The organism is Kitasatospora sp. MAP5-34 (genome assembly GCF_029894335.1).
GTDB lineage: Bacteria > Actinomycetota > Actinomycetes > Streptomycetales > Streptomycetaceae > Kitasatospora.
On sequence record NZ_JARXZC010000028.1, the window covers coordinates 52651 to 70059 of the forward strand.

General features: G+C 73.0%; 17 protein-coding genes. 11 read left to right on the plus strand and 6 right to left on the minus strand.

The genetic code is table 11. The features are described from left to right. Nucleotides 1-21 precede the first annotated feature (21 nt). From P3T29_RS21965 to P3T29_RS21985, 5 genes are all read left to right on the plus strand, one after another. Nucleotides 22-2085, plus strand: a complete 2064-nt coding sequence (locus tag P3T29_RS21965) for a prolyl oligopeptidase family serine peptidase (protein ID WP_280718277.1) — start codon at nucleotides 22-24, stop codon at nucleotides 2083-2085. A 175-nt stretch (nucleotides 2086-2260) separates the two neighbouring features. Continuing rightward, nucleotides 2261-2464, plus strand: coding sequence for a hypothetical protein (locus P3T29_RS21970; RefSeq protein WP_280718278.1), 204 nt, complete (start codon nucleotides 2261-2263; stop codon nucleotides 2462-2464). Beyond that, on the plus strand, nucleotides 2452-2661 hold the full coding sequence (locus tag P3T29_RS21975; protein WP_280718279.1) for a hypothetical protein: 210 nt from the start codon (nucleotides 2452-2454) through the stop codon (nucleotides 2659-2661). Before P3T29_RS21970 ends, P3T29_RS21975 begins: the two co-directional genes overlap by 13 nt. A gap of 116 nt (nucleotides 2662-2777) precedes the next feature. Further along, nucleotides 2778-4703 (plus strand): BTAD domain-containing putative transcriptional regulator, encoded by a 1926-nt coding sequence (locus P3T29_RS21980; protein ID WP_280718280.1) that lies wholly within the window; start codon nucleotides 2778-2780, stop codon nucleotides 4701-4703. 64 nt (nucleotides 4704-4767) lie between these two features. Beyond that, nucleotides 4768-5469 carry an alpha/beta fold hydrolase gene (locus P3T29_RS21985; protein WP_280718281.1) on the plus strand — a complete coding sequence of 234 codons (702 nt, stop codon included), beginning with the start codon at nucleotides 4768-4770 and terminating at the stop codon, nucleotides 5467-5469. Between the two features lie 74 nt (nucleotides 5470-5543). Here the strand turns inward: P3T29_RS21985 and P3T29_RS32730 are convergent, their stop codons facing one another. Next, complete coding sequence (locus P3T29_RS32730) at nucleotides 5544-5831, minus strand: Fic family protein (protein ID WP_348532852.1); 288 nt, start codon at nucleotides 5829-5831, stop codon at nucleotides 5544-5546. A gap of 157 nt (nucleotides 5832-5988) precedes the next feature. On the opposite strand from P3T29_RS32730, the gene P3T29_RS21995 reads away from it, so the two are divergent. The 3 genes from P3T29_RS21995 (at nucleotide 5989) to P3T29_RS22005 (ending at nucleotide 7236) form a co-directional block, all read left to right on the plus strand. After that, the gene (locus P3T29_RS21995) at nucleotides 5989-6588 is read left to right on the plus strand and encodes an XRE family transcriptional regulator (protein ID WP_280718283.1); all 600 of its coding nucleotides are present in this window, start codon (nucleotides 5989-5991) and stop codon (nucleotides 6586-6588) included. Nucleotides 6589-6593: 5 nt separating this feature from the next. Further along, complete coding sequence (locus P3T29_RS22000) at nucleotides 6594-6752, plus strand: DUF6126 family protein (RefSeq protein ID WP_348532853.1); 159 nt, start codon at nucleotides 6594-6596, stop codon at nucleotides 6750-6752. 61 nt (nucleotides 6753-6813) lie between these two features. After that, entirely contained in the window at nucleotides 6814-7236 is a 423-nt protein-coding gene (locus P3T29_RS22005; RefSeq protein ID WP_280718284.1) for a DUF2690 domain-containing protein, read from the plus strand. Nucleotides 7237-7254: 18 nt separating this feature from the next. Here P3T29_RS22005 and P3T29_RS22010 read toward each other — a convergent pair whose 3' ends face one another. After that, nucleotides 7255-8679, minus strand: coding sequence for a PLP-dependent aminotransferase family protein (locus P3T29_RS22010; protein ID WP_280718315.1), 1425 nt, complete (start codon nucleotides 8677-8679; stop codon nucleotides 7255-7257). 47 nt (nucleotides 8680-8726) lie between these two features. Here P3T29_RS22010 and P3T29_RS22015 point away from each other — a divergent pair, with 47 nt between their 5' ends. Further along, a complete protein-coding gene (locus P3T29_RS22015; protein WP_280718285.1) occupies nucleotides 8727-9215 on the plus strand; it encodes a carboxymuconolactone decarboxylase family protein in 489 nt (162 codons plus the stop codon). Nucleotides 9216-9354: 139 nt separating this feature from the next. Next, a complete protein-coding gene (locus P3T29_RS22020) occupies nucleotides 9355-10161 on the plus strand; it encodes an isocitrate lyase/phosphoenolpyruvate mutase family protein (RefSeq protein WP_280718286.1) in 807 nt (268 codons plus the stop codon). A 52-nt stretch (nucleotides 10162-10213) separates the two neighbouring features. On the opposite strand, the gene P3T29_RS22025 is transcribed toward P3T29_RS22020, so the two are convergent. From P3T29_RS22025 to P3T29_RS22035, 3 genes are all read right to left on the minus strand, one after another. Then, nucleotides 10214-12475, minus strand: a complete 2262-nt coding sequence (locus P3T29_RS22025) for a tetratricopeptide repeat protein (RefSeq protein ID WP_280718287.1) — start codon at nucleotides 12473-12475, stop codon at nucleotides 10214-10216. A 283-nt stretch (nucleotides 12476-12758) separates the two neighbouring features. Continuing rightward, a complete protein-coding gene (locus P3T29_RS22030) occupies nucleotides 12759-12971 on the minus strand; it encodes a hypothetical protein (protein WP_280718288.1) in 213 nt (70 codons plus the stop codon). Nucleotides 12972-13031: 60 nt separating this feature from the next. Continuing rightward, nucleotides 13032-13217, minus strand: a complete 186-nt coding sequence (locus tag P3T29_RS22035) for a hypothetical protein (RefSeq protein ID WP_280718318.1) — start codon at nucleotides 13215-13217, stop codon at nucleotides 13032-13034. Here P3T29_RS22035 and P3T29_RS22040 point away from each other — a divergent pair. Further along, complete coding sequence (locus tag P3T29_RS22040) at nucleotides 13171-15822, plus strand: glycosyl hydrolase (RefSeq protein WP_280718289.1); 2652 nt, start codon at nucleotides 13171-13173, stop codon at nucleotides 15820-15822. The genes P3T29_RS22035 and P3T29_RS22040 overlap by 47 nt on opposite strands. Nucleotides 15823-15900: 78 nt before the next feature. Here the strand turns inward: P3T29_RS22040 and P3T29_RS22045 are convergent, their stop codons facing one another. Continuing rightward, nucleotides 15901-17127, minus strand: coding sequence for a cytochrome P450 (locus P3T29_RS22045; RefSeq protein WP_280718290.1), 1227 nt, complete (start codon nucleotides 17125-17127; stop codon nucleotides 15901-15903). Nucleotides 17128-17409 lie beyond the last annotated feature (282 nt).

A 17409-nucleotide genomic window follows, 5' to 3' on the forward strand; every position in this document is an offset into this window, starting at 1 on the left:
GAGCACCCCGATCGAGGAGCCATGACCGGACCTGTCGCGTACCCGCCCGCCCCTCGCGCCGAGTTGACCGAGGAGTTGCACGGACATCTGGTCGCCGACCCGTACCGCGCCCTCGAGCACCCGCAGGACCCGCGGACCGCAGCCTGGTCGACGGCCCAGGACGTGCTGTACCGGCAGGCCCGGTCCGGCTGGCCGATGCTCGGGCAACTGGAGCGCAGAATAGGCGAGTTGCTCGACATCGGCACGATGTCGGCGCCCTTCGCCCACGGCCCCCGCCTCTTCAACACCCGCCAGCGGCCGGGCCAGGACCTGCCGTCGCTGGTGGTGGCCGAGGACGGCCGGGTCCGGACGCTCTTCGACCCGCTGGCCCTCGACCCCACCGGCGACACCGTTCTGGAGAGCTGGTCGGCCTCCCTGGAGGGCGGGCGGGTCGCCGTCCAGTACTCCGTCGGCGGGACGGAGGACTCCGTCCTGCTGGTCCTGGACGCGGCCACCGGCGAACTGCTGGACGGGCCGATCGACCGCGTACGCCGGTCCACTCTGGCCTGGCTCCCCGGGGGCGGGTCGTTCTACTACGTCCGCCGACTGCCGCCCGAGCTGAACCCCGGCCAGGAGCGCTACCACCGCCGGGTCTGGCTGCACCGGGTCGGCGCCGACCCGGCCGAGGACGTACTGGTCTTCGGCGCCGGCCGGGCGCCCGAGCAGTTCTACTCCGTTGCCACCGACGGCCGGCTGCTCACCGTCACCGCCACCGCCGGAGCCTCGCCGAGGACCGACATCTGGGTCGCCGACCTCGCCGAGGGCACCCTCGAGCGACCGCTCCTGCGGCCCGTCCAGGAGGGCGTGGACGCCCGGGCGACGCCGTACCCGCACGCCGGCTCGCTCTACCTGGCCACCCGCCACGGAGCACCGCGCGGCCGGATCGACCTGGTGGCGGGCGGCGAGCGCCGGGTGCTCGTCCCGGAGGACCCGGAGGCGGTGCTGGAGGACTTCGCCGTCCTGGACGGCCCCGAGCTGGAGCGGCCGGTCGCCCTGGTCACCCGGACCAGACACGCGCTCAGCGAGATCACCGTGCACGACCTGGCGACCGGCGAGCAGCTCGCCGAGGTCCGACTGCCCGGCAGCGGCACGGTCGGACCGTTGAGAACACGTCAGGAACCGGGTTGCGAAGCCTGGTTCGGGTACGCCGACCACGTCACCCCGTCCCGCGCGCTGCGCTTCGACGCCCGCACCGGCCGGACCGAGCTGTGGGGCGCCCCCGAGGGCAGCCCGAGCACCGGCGTGAAGACCACCCAGGTCGTCTGCTCCTCCCACGACGGCACCCCGGTACGGATGTTCGTGATCTCGCCGACCGGCCGTCCGGACCGCCCGCGCCCCACTGTGCTCAGCGGGTACGGCGGTTTCGGCGCCTCGATGGTCCCCGGGTACGCGGCGCACGCGTTGGCCTGGGCCGAGGCCGGCGGAGTGTACGTCGTCGCCTGCCTGCGCGGCGGTGGCGAGGAGGGCGAGGAGTGGCACCGGGCCGGGCGCCGGGAGCGCAAGCAGAACACCTTCGACGACCTCGACGCCGCCGCCGACCACCTGGTCGCCGAGGGCTGGGCCGACCCAGGGCGGCTTGCCCTGATGGGCAGTTCGAACGGCGGGCTGACCGTCGGCGCCGCGCTCACCCAGCGGCCGGAGAAGTACGCCGCCGTGGGGTGCATCGCGCCGCTGCTCGACATGGTGCGCTACGAGCGCTCGGGGATGGGCCCGAGCTGGCGGGACGAGTACGGAAGTGCGGACGTGCCAGGTGAGTTGGCGACCCTGCTCGGGTACTCGCCGTACCACCGGGTGCGTCCCGGTGTGCGCTACCCGGCGGTGCTGTTCGGGGTCGCCGACGGCGACACCCGGGTCGATCCGCTGCACGCGCGGAAGATGTGCGCGGCCGTGCAGGACGCCTCCACCGGGCCGGGGCCGGTGCTGCTGCGCCGCGAGTCGGGGGTGGGGCACGGAGTCCGGGGGGTCGCCTCCACCACGGCCCTGCTGGCCGACGTGATGGCCTTCTTCGCAGACCGACTACGGCTGGCGGACGAGCCGCAGGGCTGATGAATCGCCGGATAATCAGTCACATGTCCGATTTGTGGACCTGGGTGTGTTACTGCATGCAGCATGCTGCACTTGATGATCCCTTGGCTCTCGGTGGAGCGGGAGGCAGGCTTCAGGGGTCGAGGAATCCCGGGACGGAGCCGGAGGTTCCCGGCAAAGGACCCAAGGGGAGCAAATGAAGCGAATCAGTGCCACGGTCGCCGTCATCGCCGGTGTCTTCGCCCTCGGTGTACTGCCCGCCGCCGCCCAGGCGGGCACCGCCGGTTCCGCTGTCACCGCGCCGGCCCGGGCGGACGGCGCGGCACAGACGGTCGTCCAGCTCTCCGGATCGGCCCTGGGTCCCATCTGGCACACCGACGACACCGCGTGGGGCCACTGACGAACACCGCCGCCCGCCGTCCGTCCGCCCGGGTGCAGGCCGCCCTCGACGGCGCGGGCTGCGGCCTCCTGGTCGGACTGACCGGGACGGTGGCCGTACTGCTGCTGTGGAACGGACGCCGCCGCACCCACCTGCGGCGGGCTCGCGAGGTGTTGTCGGACCGCCGGGGGTATCCCCCGACTCCGCCCTGGCCCTGAGGCGCCGGCTCTGCGGTGCTGGTAGCGAGGCCCGGGCCCCGAGGTGTCGGCCGGGCCCGCAGGGCCCGGAACCCCCTCCCGCGGCCGGTTCAGATCCTGGATCCGAAGGGGCAGGCATGATGCTGGAGCACGTAGCGGTACGGCATGCGGCGGTCCACCACGTAGCGAAGACTCATCCCGCCGGAGTCGGCGCCGCACCCGCCGGCGCCCAGGAGAGCGGCACGATCCGGTTCCGGATCCTCGGCGAGCTGTCGGTGGAGATCGCCGGCCGCCCGCTGCCGCTCGGTCCGGTCAAGCAGCGGCTGGTCCTTGCCATCCTGCTTTGCCGGCCCAACACCACCGTCTCCACGGACCTGTTGACCGAGGTGGTCTGGGGCGACGACCCGCCGCGCTCGGCCCGCAAGAACCTGCAGGCGTACGTCTCGGCGCTGCGCAAGCTGCTGGCCCTGGCCGACTGCCAGGACCGCCTGGTGCACCAGCCCAGCGGCTACGTCCTGCGGGTCGAGCCCGGTGAGCTCGACCTGCTGCGCTTCGACGAACTGACCCGGGCCGGGCGCCAGGCCGCCCGGCTGGGAGCCGGTGCGCACGCGGTCCGGCTGCTCCGGGAGGCGCTGGACCTCTGGAGCGGCCCGCTGCTCGCCGACCTCGCGTGCAGCGAGGTGGTCCGCGAAGAGGCTGAGCGCTACGCCACCCGCCGACTGGCCGTCCACGAGGACTGGGCGGAGGCCGAGTTGGAGCTCGGACACGCGCCCGCCGTCGCCGACGTGCTGGCGGAAGTGGTCCGGGAGCACCCGCTGCGCGAGCGGCTCTGTACCGCCTGGATGACCGCGCTCTACCGCGCCGGACGACAGACCGAGGCGCTCGCCGCCTACGACAGCCTGCGCCAACTGCTGGCCCGTCAGCTCGGGTTGAAGGTCAGCCCGGCGCTGGAGGCGGTCTACCAGGCGATGCTCGACGGTCGCGACAGTGGCCAGGGCCCGCGTGGCGGCCGGGAGGGCGCCGAGGCCGCCCGGGGCCCGGACCGCCCCCGCACGGTGCTGCCCGCCGACCTGCCCGACTTCACCGGCCGATGGGACCAGGCGAGCGAGCTGCGCGAGGTGCTCGCGGCCGGGGGCCGGACGGTCGTCCTGAGCGGCCCGGTCGGGGTCGGCAAGACCACGCTGGCCGTCCATGTCGCGCACGGGCTGGAGCAGCAGTTCCCGGACGGCCGGCTCACCGTGCGACTGCGCCGGGAGGACGGCTCGCCCCGGCATCCCAGCTCCGTCCTGTCCGAACTCTGCCGGGTGACCGGCCTGCTGGGCGCGGTGCCGGAGGACGAGGAGGAGGCCGCGGCGGTCTGGCGCTCCTGGCTGACCGGCCGCCGGGTGTTGGTGCTGCTCGACGACGCACCGGACGAGGCGAGCATCCGGCACCTGCTGCCGGGCTCGGGCTCGGGCTCGGTGCTGATCACCAGCCGCAGCAGGCTGGCCGGGCTCGGCCCGCTGCACCGGCTCGAACTCGCGCCCTACACGACCGGCGAGGCGGTGGAGCTGCTCGGTCGGATCGTCGGCGACGACCGGGTGCCGGCCGACCGCCCGGCGGCGGAGCGGATCGTCACGGCGATCGGGCTGCTGCCACTCGCGGTCCGCGTCAGCGGCACCAAACTGGCGGTGCTGCGCCAGCTGACCCCGGCCGAGTACGCCGCCCGGCTGGAGCAGAGCCCCTCCCTGCTGGACGAGTTGGCGGCGGGCGATCTCGCGGTGCGCTCCCGGCTGGCCGGCTGGTGGTGCGAGCTTCCCGAGGTGGTCCGCTCGGTGGTGCGGCGGCTGGGCCACCTGCCGGCGCCGCTGTTCACCCTGGCGGAGGCGGCGAACGCGCTCGGGTGCAGTGAGGTGGTGGCGTGCCGGGTCCTGGAGAGCCTGATCGAGGTGTGCGTGCTGAGCAGCCCGATCGGCGAGGTCTCGGCACACGCGGCGCTGTACGAGCTTCCGCTGCTGGCTCAGATCTACGCGCGTGAACAGGCGGACGCGGCACGGCAGTCTGACCCGTCCGGCCCGGCCTGACGGGGACCGGGCGTCACCTGTCGGCGCGTCACCTGCTTGAATCGGGGGGAGCCCAGGAGGAGCCTTGGAACAACGGGAGTTCACCCACCTCGCAGACGGCGAAGAGCTGAGCTGCACCACGTTCACCCCGGCGGGCGGTGAGCGGCCCGAGCGGGTCGTCATCATGCACGGCGCCGGAGCCGGCAGCAAGCAGCGGAGCCTGCCCCTCGCCCGGGAGTTCGCCGACGCCGGGTTCCGCTCGCTCGCCTTCGACTTCTCCGGCCACGGGCAGAGCACCGGGGAACTCACCGGGCTCAGCCTGGAACGCCGTTTCCTGCAAGCCCGTTCCGTCGCAACCGAGTTCGCCCCGGACGCCCCGCTGATCCTGGTCGGCTTCAGCATGAGCGGCCAGACCGTCGCAGACCTGGTCGGGGAGTTGGGCGAGCGAGTCAGTACGATCGTGCTCGGCGCGCCCGCCGCGTACGCGCCCGAGGCGTGGAAGCTCCCGTTCGGGGCGGCCGGGTTCACCGAGATCCTGCGCACCCCGGGCAGCTGGGAGACCAGCCCCGCGTTCGACGCCTACCGGGGTTTCACCGGCCGGGCGGTCCTGATCGTCCCCGACCACGACGCCGTGATCCCACCCGAGGTGACCTCCCGGATCGACGCCGCGCTGCGCGAGCACTCGCGGCTCGCCCGGATCACCTTCCCCGGCTCGGAGCACATGATCGGGCACTGGCTGTCAGAGCACCCGGCAGACCGGCGGCGGGTCGTCGGCCTCTGCCTCTGACGGCGCGGCCGTCTGTGAGTGCGGAAAGCCCCCTACGGGACGCGGCGGATTCCAGGGGGCACCGTTCCCTTTGCTCAGGCGGGGCGTACCAGGCCGTTGAGCATTTTCTCCAGCAAGTCGTTGTTCGCATTGAAGCTGGCCACTGACGCGGCGATGTTCTCCTCTTGGTCCATGTCCTGCCAGGAGACGGTGTATCCGGCTTCTCGGGCGAGTTGGGCGAGGAAGGCGCGCTGGGTGCGGCCGTTACCTTCCCGGAAGGGGTGGATGGCGTTCACGTCGCCGTACAGGTCGGCGAGGGCTCGGATGAACTCTGGGCGGTCCAAGCCTTGCAGATGGTCGTTGTTGGCGAGCTTGCGGAACACGTCCTCCGCGAAGGCTAGATGGTCGCGGTGTACAGGTGGGTTGTGCGGCCGAGCTTGCCGCGCCCACCTGGTCCAGGCGCAGGAAGTCCTGCCCCGCCGGGTTTGCCTCTGAGGCAAATTTGTTGCCCCCGGGGCAGGCCGGGTGTGCACTGGAGGCATGAGTGACGACCAGGAAGTCGAAGGTCTCGGCGCCCGCCTGCGCGAACACCGGCTGAGCAGCCGGTACACGCTCGAGACGGCGTCGGCCCGGGTCGGCCTCTCCCCAGCGTACTTGTCGCGGCTGGAGACCGGGCAGCGCCAGCCGTCACTGCCGGTGCTGCTCGGGCTGGCCCGCGCGTACGGGACGAGTGTCTCCGGGCTGCTCGGCGAGGTGCCGGGCGAGCCGGACCCGGTCGTCCGGGGCGGCGCGATCGAGCCCGGCCGGGCGGGCGGCTGGGGTTACCGGCGGGCCGGCGCGCCGGGGCGGGCGATGCAGGCGCTGCACGTCCAGGTGCCGCCGGACCTGCAGGACGCGGTGGTCCGCGTCCACCCGGGCGAGGAGTGGCTGTACGTCACCCGGGGACGGCTCCGGCTCACCCTCGGCGAGCAGACCCACCTGCTGGACGAGGGCGACTCGGCCCACTTCGACTCGCTCACCCCGCACTGCATCGCGGCCGAGTCCCCGACCGGGGTCGAGCTGCTCTTCCTGCACACCCTGCTGCAGAGCCCCGGCGGAGAACTCTGCCTGGGCGGTCGGCACCGAGAGCCATGGATGTGAACCTGATGCACGCCATCGATATGCACGTTACAGACGCGCACACCACCGACGCCGGGCGGCGTACCGAGCGACGGGTCTGGATCCGCGCGGTGATCTACATCGCGGCCACCCACGCGTTCGCCGGATTCGTGATCCTGCTCTTCGAACTCGGTTCGCGGAAGTAGCACGGCTGCCCCAATCTGAAGGAGCGTCAGCAATCGACACGCCTACCGCTCCGGAGGATTCATGCGAACCGTCAGGACTGCCGCGACTCTCGGCGCCGCCCTGCTGCTGGCCGCCGCAGGCGTGGCCGCAGGGCCTGGCCTGGCCGCGGCCGTGAGCCGCTGCACGGGAGCGGGCTGCACCGGCAAGGACGCCGCAGCGGCCGGCTGCGCGAGCGGCGCGGTCACCAAGGCGTCCTTCTCGGGCGCGTCCGTCCGGGTGGAGCTGCGCTACAGCCCGTCCTGCCACGCCGCCTGGGCCAAGGCGACGGCGGCCCCGGCCGGGCAGACCCTGATGGTGGAGAACGGCCACGGCGTCCGGAGCCGGGTGACGATCGGCCGGGGCCGGGCCACCGCCTGGACCCCGATGGTCGACGGCACCACCAAGGTTCGCGCCTGCCTCGGAGAGGCCGACAGCGATGTCCTGACCTGCACCAACTGGTTCTGACGCGTTGTGCAGTGGCGCCTACAGCCGGACCAGCGTGCAGAGCGCGTCCAGCGCCCCGGCGAAGTCCCGCTCCGGCGGCGTCCCGTACCCGATGACCAGCGCGGGCGGCGCGTCCGGCAGCGGTGGGGCCGAGTCCGCCCGGCAGAAGGACATGGTGTGCAGGGCCAACCCCAGCCAGTCCGCCTGCCGCAGCAGCTCGTCCTCGCCGAGGGAGCCGGGCGGCAGCCGCAGGACGGCGTGCAGGCCCGCCGCCAGACCGGCCACCTCGACCTGCGGGGCGCGCTCGGCGAGCGCGGCCACCAGCCGGTCGCGGCGGCGGCGGTAGTGCGACCGGCAGCGCCGGACGTGCCGGTCCAGTCCGCCCGAGGTGATCAGTTCGGCCAGTGTGAGCTGTTCCAGTACGCCCGACTGGCCGTCGGCCAGCTCCTTCTGGCGTACCGCCGGCTCGACCAGCGCGGCGGGCAGCACCAGCCAACCCAGCCGCAGGCCGGGCGCCAGGCTCTTGCTGGTGGTGCCCGCGTACACCACCCGCTCCGGGTCCAGCGCCTGCATGGCGCCGACCGGCTGGCGGTCGTAACGGAACTCGCCGTCGTAGTCGTCCTCGATGATCAGGCCGCCGGTCTCCCGGGCCCAGGCCACGGCCGCCGACCGGCGGGCGGCCCGTAGCGCCACGCCGGTCGGGAACTGGTGTGCCGAGGTCAGCACCACCGCGCCCGCGCCCGTGCCCGCCAGCAGATCGGTGCGCGCGCCGTCGCCGTCCAGTGGCAGCGCGACGGTCGAGAGCCCGGCGGCGGCGATCACCCGCTGCTGCGGCGGCAGCCCGTACTCCTCCACCGCCACCGAGCGGACGCCCTGCGCGCCGAGGGCGCCGCAGACCAGCCGCAGGCCCTGGGTGTACCCCGCGCAGATCAGGATCCGTTCGGGGTCGGTCCGCACGCCGCGCACCCGGGCCAGATACTCGGCCAGCGCGCGGCGCAGCTCGATCCGCCCGCGCGGGTCCGAGTAGCTGAGCGCCTCGTGCGGGGCGACGGTCAGCGCCCGGCGGGCGGCGGCGAGCCAGGCGGAGCGCGGGAAGAGCGAGACGTCGGGCCGGCCCGAGGTCAGGTCGTACCGGGCCACCGGTCTGCTCGGGTACGCGAGCGGCGCGGTGACGGCGGCCGGGGTGCCGCGTTCGGCGACCACCGTCCCGGAGCCCTGCCGGGCCGTCAGCCAGCCCTCCGCCGCCAGCTGCGCGTACGCCTCGGCGACGGTGTTCCGGGCGAGCCCGAGATCGCCGGAGAGCGCCCGGGAGGACGGCAGCCGGGTGCCCGGGGCGAACCGGCCGTCGCGGGCCGCCGTGCGCAGCGCGTCCTCCAGTGCGGCCCGCAGGCCCAGGCCCCGGGCCCGTCCGGCGGAGAGGTCGAGGTGTAGATCGCCACCGGAAGTGGCCCAGGATTCCATCAGCCAAATGAACCATATGACCGGGCCACCCGGCACCTAAAGTTGATCACATGACGACCGACCGGAACACCGCAGACGCCTACGTCCCCGCCCCCGAGCAGCGCATCTCCATGCCCGAGCAGGCCGCCGCCTGGTACCGCGCCATGATCGACCTGGACCGGGCCTCCCGGCCCAGCGTGGACCCTGCCCTCGCCGAACTGGTCCGCACGCACGCCTCCAACCTCAACGGCTGCGCCTTCTGCCTGGACATGCACACCACCGACGCCCGCAAGAACGGCGAGCAGGAGCACCGCCTGTACGCCCTCCCGGCCTGGCGCGAGACGCCGTACTACACCGCCCGCGAGCGGGCCGCCCTCGCGCTGACCGAGGCGATCACGCTGATCACCCGGGGGCACGTGCCGGACGAGGTCTACGACGAGGCGGCCGAGCACTTCGACCAGCAGGAACTGGCCCAACTGATCGCGGTGATCATCTCGATCAACTCCTGGAACCGGATCGCCATCACCACCCGGATGAGCCCGGCGCCCAAGCAGAGCTGACGACAGGGCAGCGCCGGCGACAGAGCAGAGCTGACGACAGAGCAGAGCTGGCGACAGGGCAGAGCCGACGACCCGACATAGTGCGTCCGTGTCCGGAAACCGCCGGACCGGACCCGCCTCCGACTGACAGGCTGTCGCCATGACCACACAGCACGAAAAGGCCCGCCTCCTCCACCAACTGCACCGCGCCGGCACCCCGCTGGTGCTCGCCAACGTCTGGGACGCCGCGAGCGCCCGGCTGGTGGCGGAGGCCGGAGCCCCGGCGATCGCCACCGCCAGCGCGAGCGTCAGCTGGACGCTCGGCGTGCCGGACGGCGACCGGCTGGACCGGGCGCGGGCCCTCGCCCAGACCGCCCTGATCGCGGGCGCGGTGGACCTCCCGGTCACGGCGGACCTGGAGAGCGGCTTCGCCGAGACGGCGGCGGGGGTGGGCGAGACGGTCACCGCACTGCTGGCCACCGGCGCGGTCGGGATCAACCTGGAGGACGGGCTGCGCCCGCCGGCCGAAGCGGCGGAGCGGGTCGCCGCAGCCCGGGCGGCGGCCGATGCGGTGGGGCTGCCGCTCTTCCTCAACGCCCGCACCGACCTCTTCCTGCGCGCCCTCGGCGACCCTGCTGGCCGGCTCGACGAGGCGGTGTCCCGGGCCCGCGCGTTCATCGCTGCGGGCGCGGACGGCATCTTCGTCCCCGGCGTCGAGGACGCCGACACCATCGCCGCCCTGGTGGCGGCGATCCCCGCCCCGCTGAACGTCATGGCCGGCCCCGGCGCCCCGACCGTCGCCGAACTGGCCAAGCTCGGGGTGGCCCGGATCAGCCTCGGCCCCGGCCTGGCCAAGGTGGCGTACGCGGCGGTCGAGCGCGCCGCCCAGGAGGTCTACGCGACCGGTACGTACGACGCCCTGGCGGACGGCCTGGACTACGGCCGGCTGAACGGCCTGTTCGAGTAGCGGCCCGTTCCGGTGGCCGTCTGTCCACTGCGGGCAGCCCGTACCGATCCGCCTAACCAGGTGTGCCGAGGCGGGCGCCGACCTCGGCTGCCCGGGGGCTGCCGAGGTCGGTGAGGATGGCGTGCGCGTGGCGCCAGTTCTGTTCGGCGAGTGAGCGTCGTCCGTCGGCGGCGTGTACCTGGCCGAGGATGTTCAGTGCGATGGCCTCGTCGAGGCGGTTGCCTGAGTCCCGGTTGGCGGCGTGGGCCAGGGTCGCCTGCTCGGCCGCCTCGTCGAGTCGGCCGAGCCGGCAGAGGATTTCGGCGAGATTGGCCCGTTCCCTGCCGATCCGGAACTGGTCGGACACCTCCAGGTGGATCGTGAGCGCTTCCCGGTGGTGGTCGAGAGCGGTGGCGAGGTTTCCCAGGCGCATGTGCGCCTCGCCGAGATTGGTGTGCGCGGCCGCCTCGCCGCTGCGCCTCCCGGTGTCGCGGAAGATTCCGAGCGCCCGTTCCAGCATGCCGACCGCCTCTGCGGCCCGGCCCAGCTCGATGTGGACGTAGCCGAGGTTGATCAGGCAGGACGCCTGTCCGTGGACGTCCCCGAGCCGGCTCCGGATCTCCAGTGCCTGCAGCAGGCAGTCCGCCGCCTCAGCCTGCCGGTCGGCCGCCTGGTACGCGCCGGAGAGGATGTTGAGCACCCAGGCCGTCGCCTCGAGGTCTCCCAGCGCCCGGGCACTGACCAGCGCACTCTCGTTGCAGTCGACCCGGCCCTCGAACTGGCTGCGGGAGTGGAACAGGTCCCACATCGTGATCGGCAGCTTCCAGCCGATCTCGTGCCGACCGGTGCGGGTGGCCTGCGCCGCCGCTGCCAGCAGATTCGTTCCCTCGGTCTCCAGCCAGGCGAGCGCGTCGTCGTAGCCGGGGAAGTCCAACACGCGCCAGGCCTGCTCGGACGAGTCGAGGCAGACGTGGCGGCGGGAGGGGTTGAGTACCCGGGACGCTGCCGCGCTGGTGTGCAGGTACCAGGTGAGCAGCCGGTCCGAGGCGGCCTCGCGGTCGGCCTCCGTGACGTCCTCGGCGAGCCGCTCCACGGCGAACTGCCTGATCAGGTCGTGGAAGGTGAAGCGGCCGGGGAGGTGCTCGGTGAGCAGGTGATGGTCGTGCAGCTCGTCGAGGAGATCCTCGGCGTCGGCCGGCGGGAGGTCGGTGAGGGCGGCGAAGGCGTCGACGGTGAAGGCGTCCCCCGGATGCAGGGCCGCCAGGGCGAACAGGCGCCGCTGCTCGGGGGCGAGGGCGTGGTACGACATGGCGAAGGCCGCGTCGACACTCTGGTCCTGGACGGACAGCTCGGTCAGCGGGCGGTGCTGCCGGCGGAGCCTGGCCAGCAGATGGACCGGGGTCCAGGCCGGCCGGTGGGCCAGGCGGGCCGCCGCTATCCGGATGGCCAGCGGCAGCAGTCCGCAGGCCGTGACGATCTCGGCCAGTTCCTGCGGATGACCGGCCACCCGCTCCGGACCGACGATCCGGGTGAACAGCTCCACCGCCTCGTCCTGACCCAGGACCGCCAACGACAGCGCGGTGGCCCCCGCCAGGGCCGGCATTCGCCGCCGGGACGTGACCAGCACCAGGCTGCCCCGGCCGGCCGGGATCAACGGGCGGACCTGGGCGGCGTCGACGGCGTTGTCCAGGACCAACAGCACCCGGCGGTACGCCAGTTCGCTGCGCCACGACTGCGCCCGCTCCTCGACGGTGCTCGGGATGCGGTCGTCGCCGACCCCGACCGCCCGCAGCAGAACGGCCAGCGCGGCCGAGGGGTCGAGCGGGGTCTTGCCGGGGGTGAATCCGTGCAGGTCCACGAAGAGCTGCCCGTCCGGGAACCGCTCCGCCAGGGCATGGCACACCTGTACGGCCAGGGTCGTCTTTCCGACCCCGGCCATGCCGTCGATCGCCGAGATCACCACGGTGCCGCCGGGTAGGCCGTCCTGGTCGGCGGCGAGCGCGACCAGGTGGTCGACCTCGCCGCTCCGGCCGGTGAAGTCCGGGGCGGCGAACGGAAGCATCCGTGGTACGACCGCAGCGACGGGGAGAGCCTCTTCCCCGTCCACCCGCACCGCCGGGTCGCTGCTCCGGCCGACTCCCCGGCGGGCCGCCGCGATCAGCTGCTCGCGCTGCGCCGGATCCAGCTCGAAGGCTGTGGCCAGCCGGGTCACCGACGACGGGCGCGGTTGCCGCTTGCCGGACTCCAACGTGCTGATCGCGTGCGTCGACACCCCCGCGCGCTCGGCCAGCCCCTCCTGCGTCAGCCCGGCCCGAAGCCGATGCTCGCGCAGCAAGTCCCCGAAGCCCCCGGCCACTTGTACCCCCGGACCTCTCTGTCGTACCGAAGACCGTCGCAGCCCGCCGCCGCTCCGGCCGCTCCGGCCGCTCCCGCCGCCTTCGTGCACGAGCACGAGCGTAGGGTGCGCCGCCTTCGTGCGCCATGGGAACGCCAAGTCAACGCCATGGAGCGGTCGGCCCGGGTCGTTGAAGATGGTCATCACCGGGTACCCCGTCGGGGGCCCTCCCGCCGGGGAGGGCCCCGAGGTACCTCCTTGCTGTACCTCCTTGCGCCGAGGCTCAGGAGCTCTCTGCGGTGCGGGCCTCCGTCTGCTGCATGTTGTCCCGCAGGTCGGCGGCGTAGGGGGCCAGGAAGGGGAGGCCGGAGAGTTGCTGGAGCACCGCTTCGGTCTCTGCGATCTTCGGGTTCGGGGTGCTTTCGGCGTGCGCGGGGGTGGCGCCGAGGGCGAGACCGGCCATGGTGAGTGCGGCGAGAGCCGTGATCTTCTTCATGGCCGGTCCAACGAGGTGACGGGGGTGGCGGTCACCGGCCGGGGGTGACCCACCGGTCCATCAGGTCGGCGACAGGATTCGGCCAAATTTTTGCCCGAGCGTATCGGCGGGCCGTGATCTGTGGTCGAGTCTCCCCGGCCCGCTGCCAACCGTCTTCGGCAGCAGGGCCTTTGTGGTCGGACCTGACTGGGGAGAACCGTTGTCGACACCCACCCGTACCGGGCGATGGCTCACGATCTGCGCCATCGCGGCAACCATGGGGCTGATCGGCGTACCCGCCGGTGCCGCCGCCGGTGGACAAGCACCTTTTGGTGCAAGGGAGATGGCCGCCAAGGCCAAGCAGCACCTGCAGCAGACCGATGCAGCCGGGAAGGCCCGGTCGGCCGCCGCGGCAGCCGAAGGCGACGGCGGGAGTGAGTCCGACGCGGTCCAGGAGGGCGCGGACCAGCGCGCGGAGGCCCGTACCTCGCCGGGTGTGGTCGCACCGGGGGCCTTTGCGGCGGCCTGGGCGCAGCTGAAGGCACTGCCGCAGGCGGGCGGCGACTGGAACCACGTCACCGGCCTGCCGTACAACTCGGACGACCCCCGCTACCGTGACGTCTCCTCGAACTCCAGTGCCGGGATGGGGAAGGTGACCGGCCGCACGGCGGCGGTCGCGGCCGACGACCAGGGCCATGTGTACGCGGGTACGGCCGGCGGCGGCGTCTGGCGCTCGTCGACCGGCGGCGGCCGCTGGGAGCCGATCAGCGACAAACTGCCGACCCAGGCCACCGGCGCGCTCGCGCTCGACTCGCGCGGCCGCCTCTGGCTGGGTACCGGCGAGGCGAACACCAACTCCGACGGGTACCTGGGCGCGGGCGTCTTCGTCCTGGCGCACCCCGAGGACGGCGAGTTCAGCGCGCGCAGCCGGGTCGGCGGCGCGGAGCTGGACAGCACCACCATCCACGCGATCCGCTTCGGCGGCGACCGGGCCTGGGCGGCCACCAGCAAGGGGGTCTGGAGCCACTCGCTCAGCGACCTCTCCGGCCCCTGGACGCTGGAGTTCGCGCCCAACCCCGACTATCTGCCCGGCGGTTCGCTGGCGGCGGACCCGAACGCGCCGTACAAGAACCTCAGCTCCGACATCGCGATCGACCCGCGCGACCCGTCCAAGGTCGTCCTCGCGGTCGGCTGGCGCGGCGGGGACACCTACAACGGCTTCTACACCAAGCAGAACGGCAGTTGGCAGCGGATAGCCGCCCTCGGCGACCTGCCCGCCGACGCCGCCGACGTCGGCAGCGTGACCTTCGCGCGTTCGGCGGACGGCTCGCGCTACTACGCGATCGACCAGTCGCCGCAGCAGCAGACCAGCGACCCGAACAGCGGGCTGGCCGGCATCTTCGAGTCCAAGTCCGGTTCTCCGCTGGGGCCCTGGACGAAGATCGCCGACTACCACCAGCTCGCCGCCTCCGGCTCCGGCCTCCAGGCGCAGGGCGACCTGCCGGGCTCGCAGTCCTGGTACGACCAGTCGCTCCAGGTCGACCCGAACAACCCCGACCACGTCTACGCCGGCCTGGAGGAGATCTTCGAGACCTCCGACGCCGGTACGACCTGGAAGGCTGTCGGCCCGTACTGGAACTTCAACTTCAGCTGCTGGAGCATCGATCCGACCAAGCAGACCGGCAGCTGCTCGCCGACCACCCACCCGGACCAGCACGGGCTCGCGGTCGGCAGCTACCACGGCTCCAGCTACCTGGTGGCCGGCAACGACGGCGGCGTCTACCGCCGCCCGCTGGTCGGGCAGACCGACGCGAGCGGGCACGCCACCGACTGGACGTCCCTCAACGACGGCACCATCGACGCCCTGCAGTACTACTCGGTGGGCATCGGCAAGGACCCGTCCGGCCACGGCGTCGCCGTCAACGGCGGTCTGCAGGACAACGGCCAGTCCATGCTGCGCCCGCACGACAAGGTGATGGGCTCCAACTTCGGCGGTGACGGCGGAGACACCCTCACCGACCCGGCCAACGGCTGCAACATCGCCCAGGAGTACGTCTACCTGGCCATCAACGTCACCCAGAACTGTGGTGTCAACGACGGCAGTTGGACGACCGATCCGAGCAAGGCCACCTCGTTCTCGGTGGCTCCGCCGGACAACGCGCTCGGCGGCGCGGGCGCCCGCTTCATCGCCCCGCTCGGTACGGACCTCAAGAACGGCAACGTCTGGATCGCCGGCGGCCGGAACATCTGGGTGCAGTCCCAGGGTTACGCCATCCGCAGCACCAGCGCCTGGACCAGCGCCTACGACCTCGGCGCCGGCCACGTCGCGACCGCCGTCGCGGCCTCCGGCGGCAAGGTGTACGCGGCCTGGTGCGGGCCCTGCAACAACCAGGGCTTCACCCGGGGCATCGCGGTCGGCAACGCCGACGGCACCGGCTGGCAGCAGCTCACCCTGCCTGCGGACGGCACCGACGGCACCGTGCCCAACCGCTACCTCCAGGGCCTGACCATCGACCCGGCGGACTCCACGCACGTCTACCTCGCGGTCAACGGCTTCTCCCGGCACTGGACGGAGGGCCCGGGCTCGGGCCTCGGCCACGTCTTCGAGTCCCACGACTCGGGCGCCCACTGGACGGACATCTCCACCAACCTCCCCGACGTCCCGGCCGACTCCCTGCTCGTCACCCCGAACGGCGGCCTCGCCCTCGCCACCGACCTCGGCGTCGTCTACCGCCGCCCGAACCACACCGACTGGCAGCGCCTCGGCGCCCTCCCCGCCGTAGCCGTCGACCAACTCAAGCTGGGCCCGGACAACCGCCTCTACGCCGCCACCCACGGCCGTGGCCTCTGGTCCATGTCCCTGAACGGCTGACACCACCCCGAAAGGCCCGGCCCACCCGGGCCGGGCCTTTCGGCGTTCGTCGGCGTTTGCAGGCGTTCGGCGGTTGGGTCAGCTCGTGCGGACGCGCAGGGTGCGGACGCTGTTGCTGATGAACGAGCCGATCGGCTCGGGGGCCGGGCCGTCGGCGAGGGTCAGGTCCGGGAAGCGGGTGAACAGTTCGCGCAGGGCCGTCTCCGCCTCCAGACGGGCCAGGCCGGCGCCGAGGCAGAAGTGCGGGCCGTGGCCGAGCGAAAGGTGCTTGGCGGGCTTGCGGCCGAGGTCGAAGCGGTCGGCGTCGGGGAAGTGGCCGGAGTCCCGGCCGGCCGCGCCGTACGAGGCGAGCAGGGCCTCGCCCCGGCGGATCAGCACGTTGCCGACCGCGATGTCCTCGCTCGCGTACCGCAACGGGAACTGGCCGACGGGGGAGTCGTAGCGCAGCGTCTCCTCGACCACGGCGGACCACGAGTACGTGCCGTCCAGCACCTGCCGCAGCTGGTCGGGGTGGGCCAGCAGGGCCCGGACGGCGTTGGTGATCAGGTTGAGCGTGGTCTCGTGGCCGGCCACCAGCATCAGCAGAAGGGTGCCGACCAGCTCCTCCTCGCTCAGCCGGTCGCTCTCCTCACGGGCCGCGATCAGGTCGGTGGTCAGGTCGTCGCCCGGCTCGGCCCGCTTGGCGGCCACCACCGAGCCCAGCAGGCCGAACAGGCCGCGCTGCGCGGCGACGGCCGCCGCCGGGGTGGCGGAGCTGCTCACCAGGGTGTCGGAGAGCTCGTGCAGCTCGTCCTGCTCGGCCAGGGCCAGGCCCAGCAGCTCGCCGATCACCTGCATCGGCAGCGGGTAGGCGAAGTGCTCACGCAGGTCGAACTCGCCCTCCAGCAGCGCGACTCCGTCCAGCAGTCGGGCGGTGAGGGCCTCGATCCGGGGCTGCAGCTCGGCGATCCGGCGCGGGGTGAACGCCTGGCTGACCAGGCCCCGCAGCCGCCGGTGGTCGTCGCCATCGGCGGTGGTCATCCCGGGCACCGTCACGAAGTTGAGCAGCGGCCAGCCCTCCGGCAGCCGGCCCTCCCGGAAGGTGGTCCAGAGCTGCGCGTTCTTGCCGACCCGGGGGTCGTTCAACAGCTGCTGCAGCGCGTCGTGGTGGCTTATCGCCCAGACCACCACCCCGCCAGGGAGTTCCACCAGTTCCGCAGGCCCGGCCTCGCGGAGTCGGGCGTTCTCGGCGTGCTGGTCGCGTCCGAAGGGGTCGAGTCGGCGGGCGTGGACGTCGTCGGCGGTGAGAAGGTCGGGGGTGTCCATGAGGGCCTTTCGGGGGCGGGCGTACGCGGCGGGGTGAAGGCGCTGTAGAGCACCGGGAGGGAGGTCAGCGCCCGCGACCACGGCGACGGTCGCCAGGCCAGTTCGTTTGCGGGTACGGCGAGTTGGAGATCCGGCAGGCGATGGATCAGGGTCTCGACCGCCGTCTCGACGATCAGCCTGGCCGGGTGCTGCGCCGGGCAGACGTGCCGTCCGGCCCCCCAGGCGAGGTGCGCCCGGTTACCGCCGACCCCGCCGGGGCCGTGCACGGCCGGGTCCGCGTTG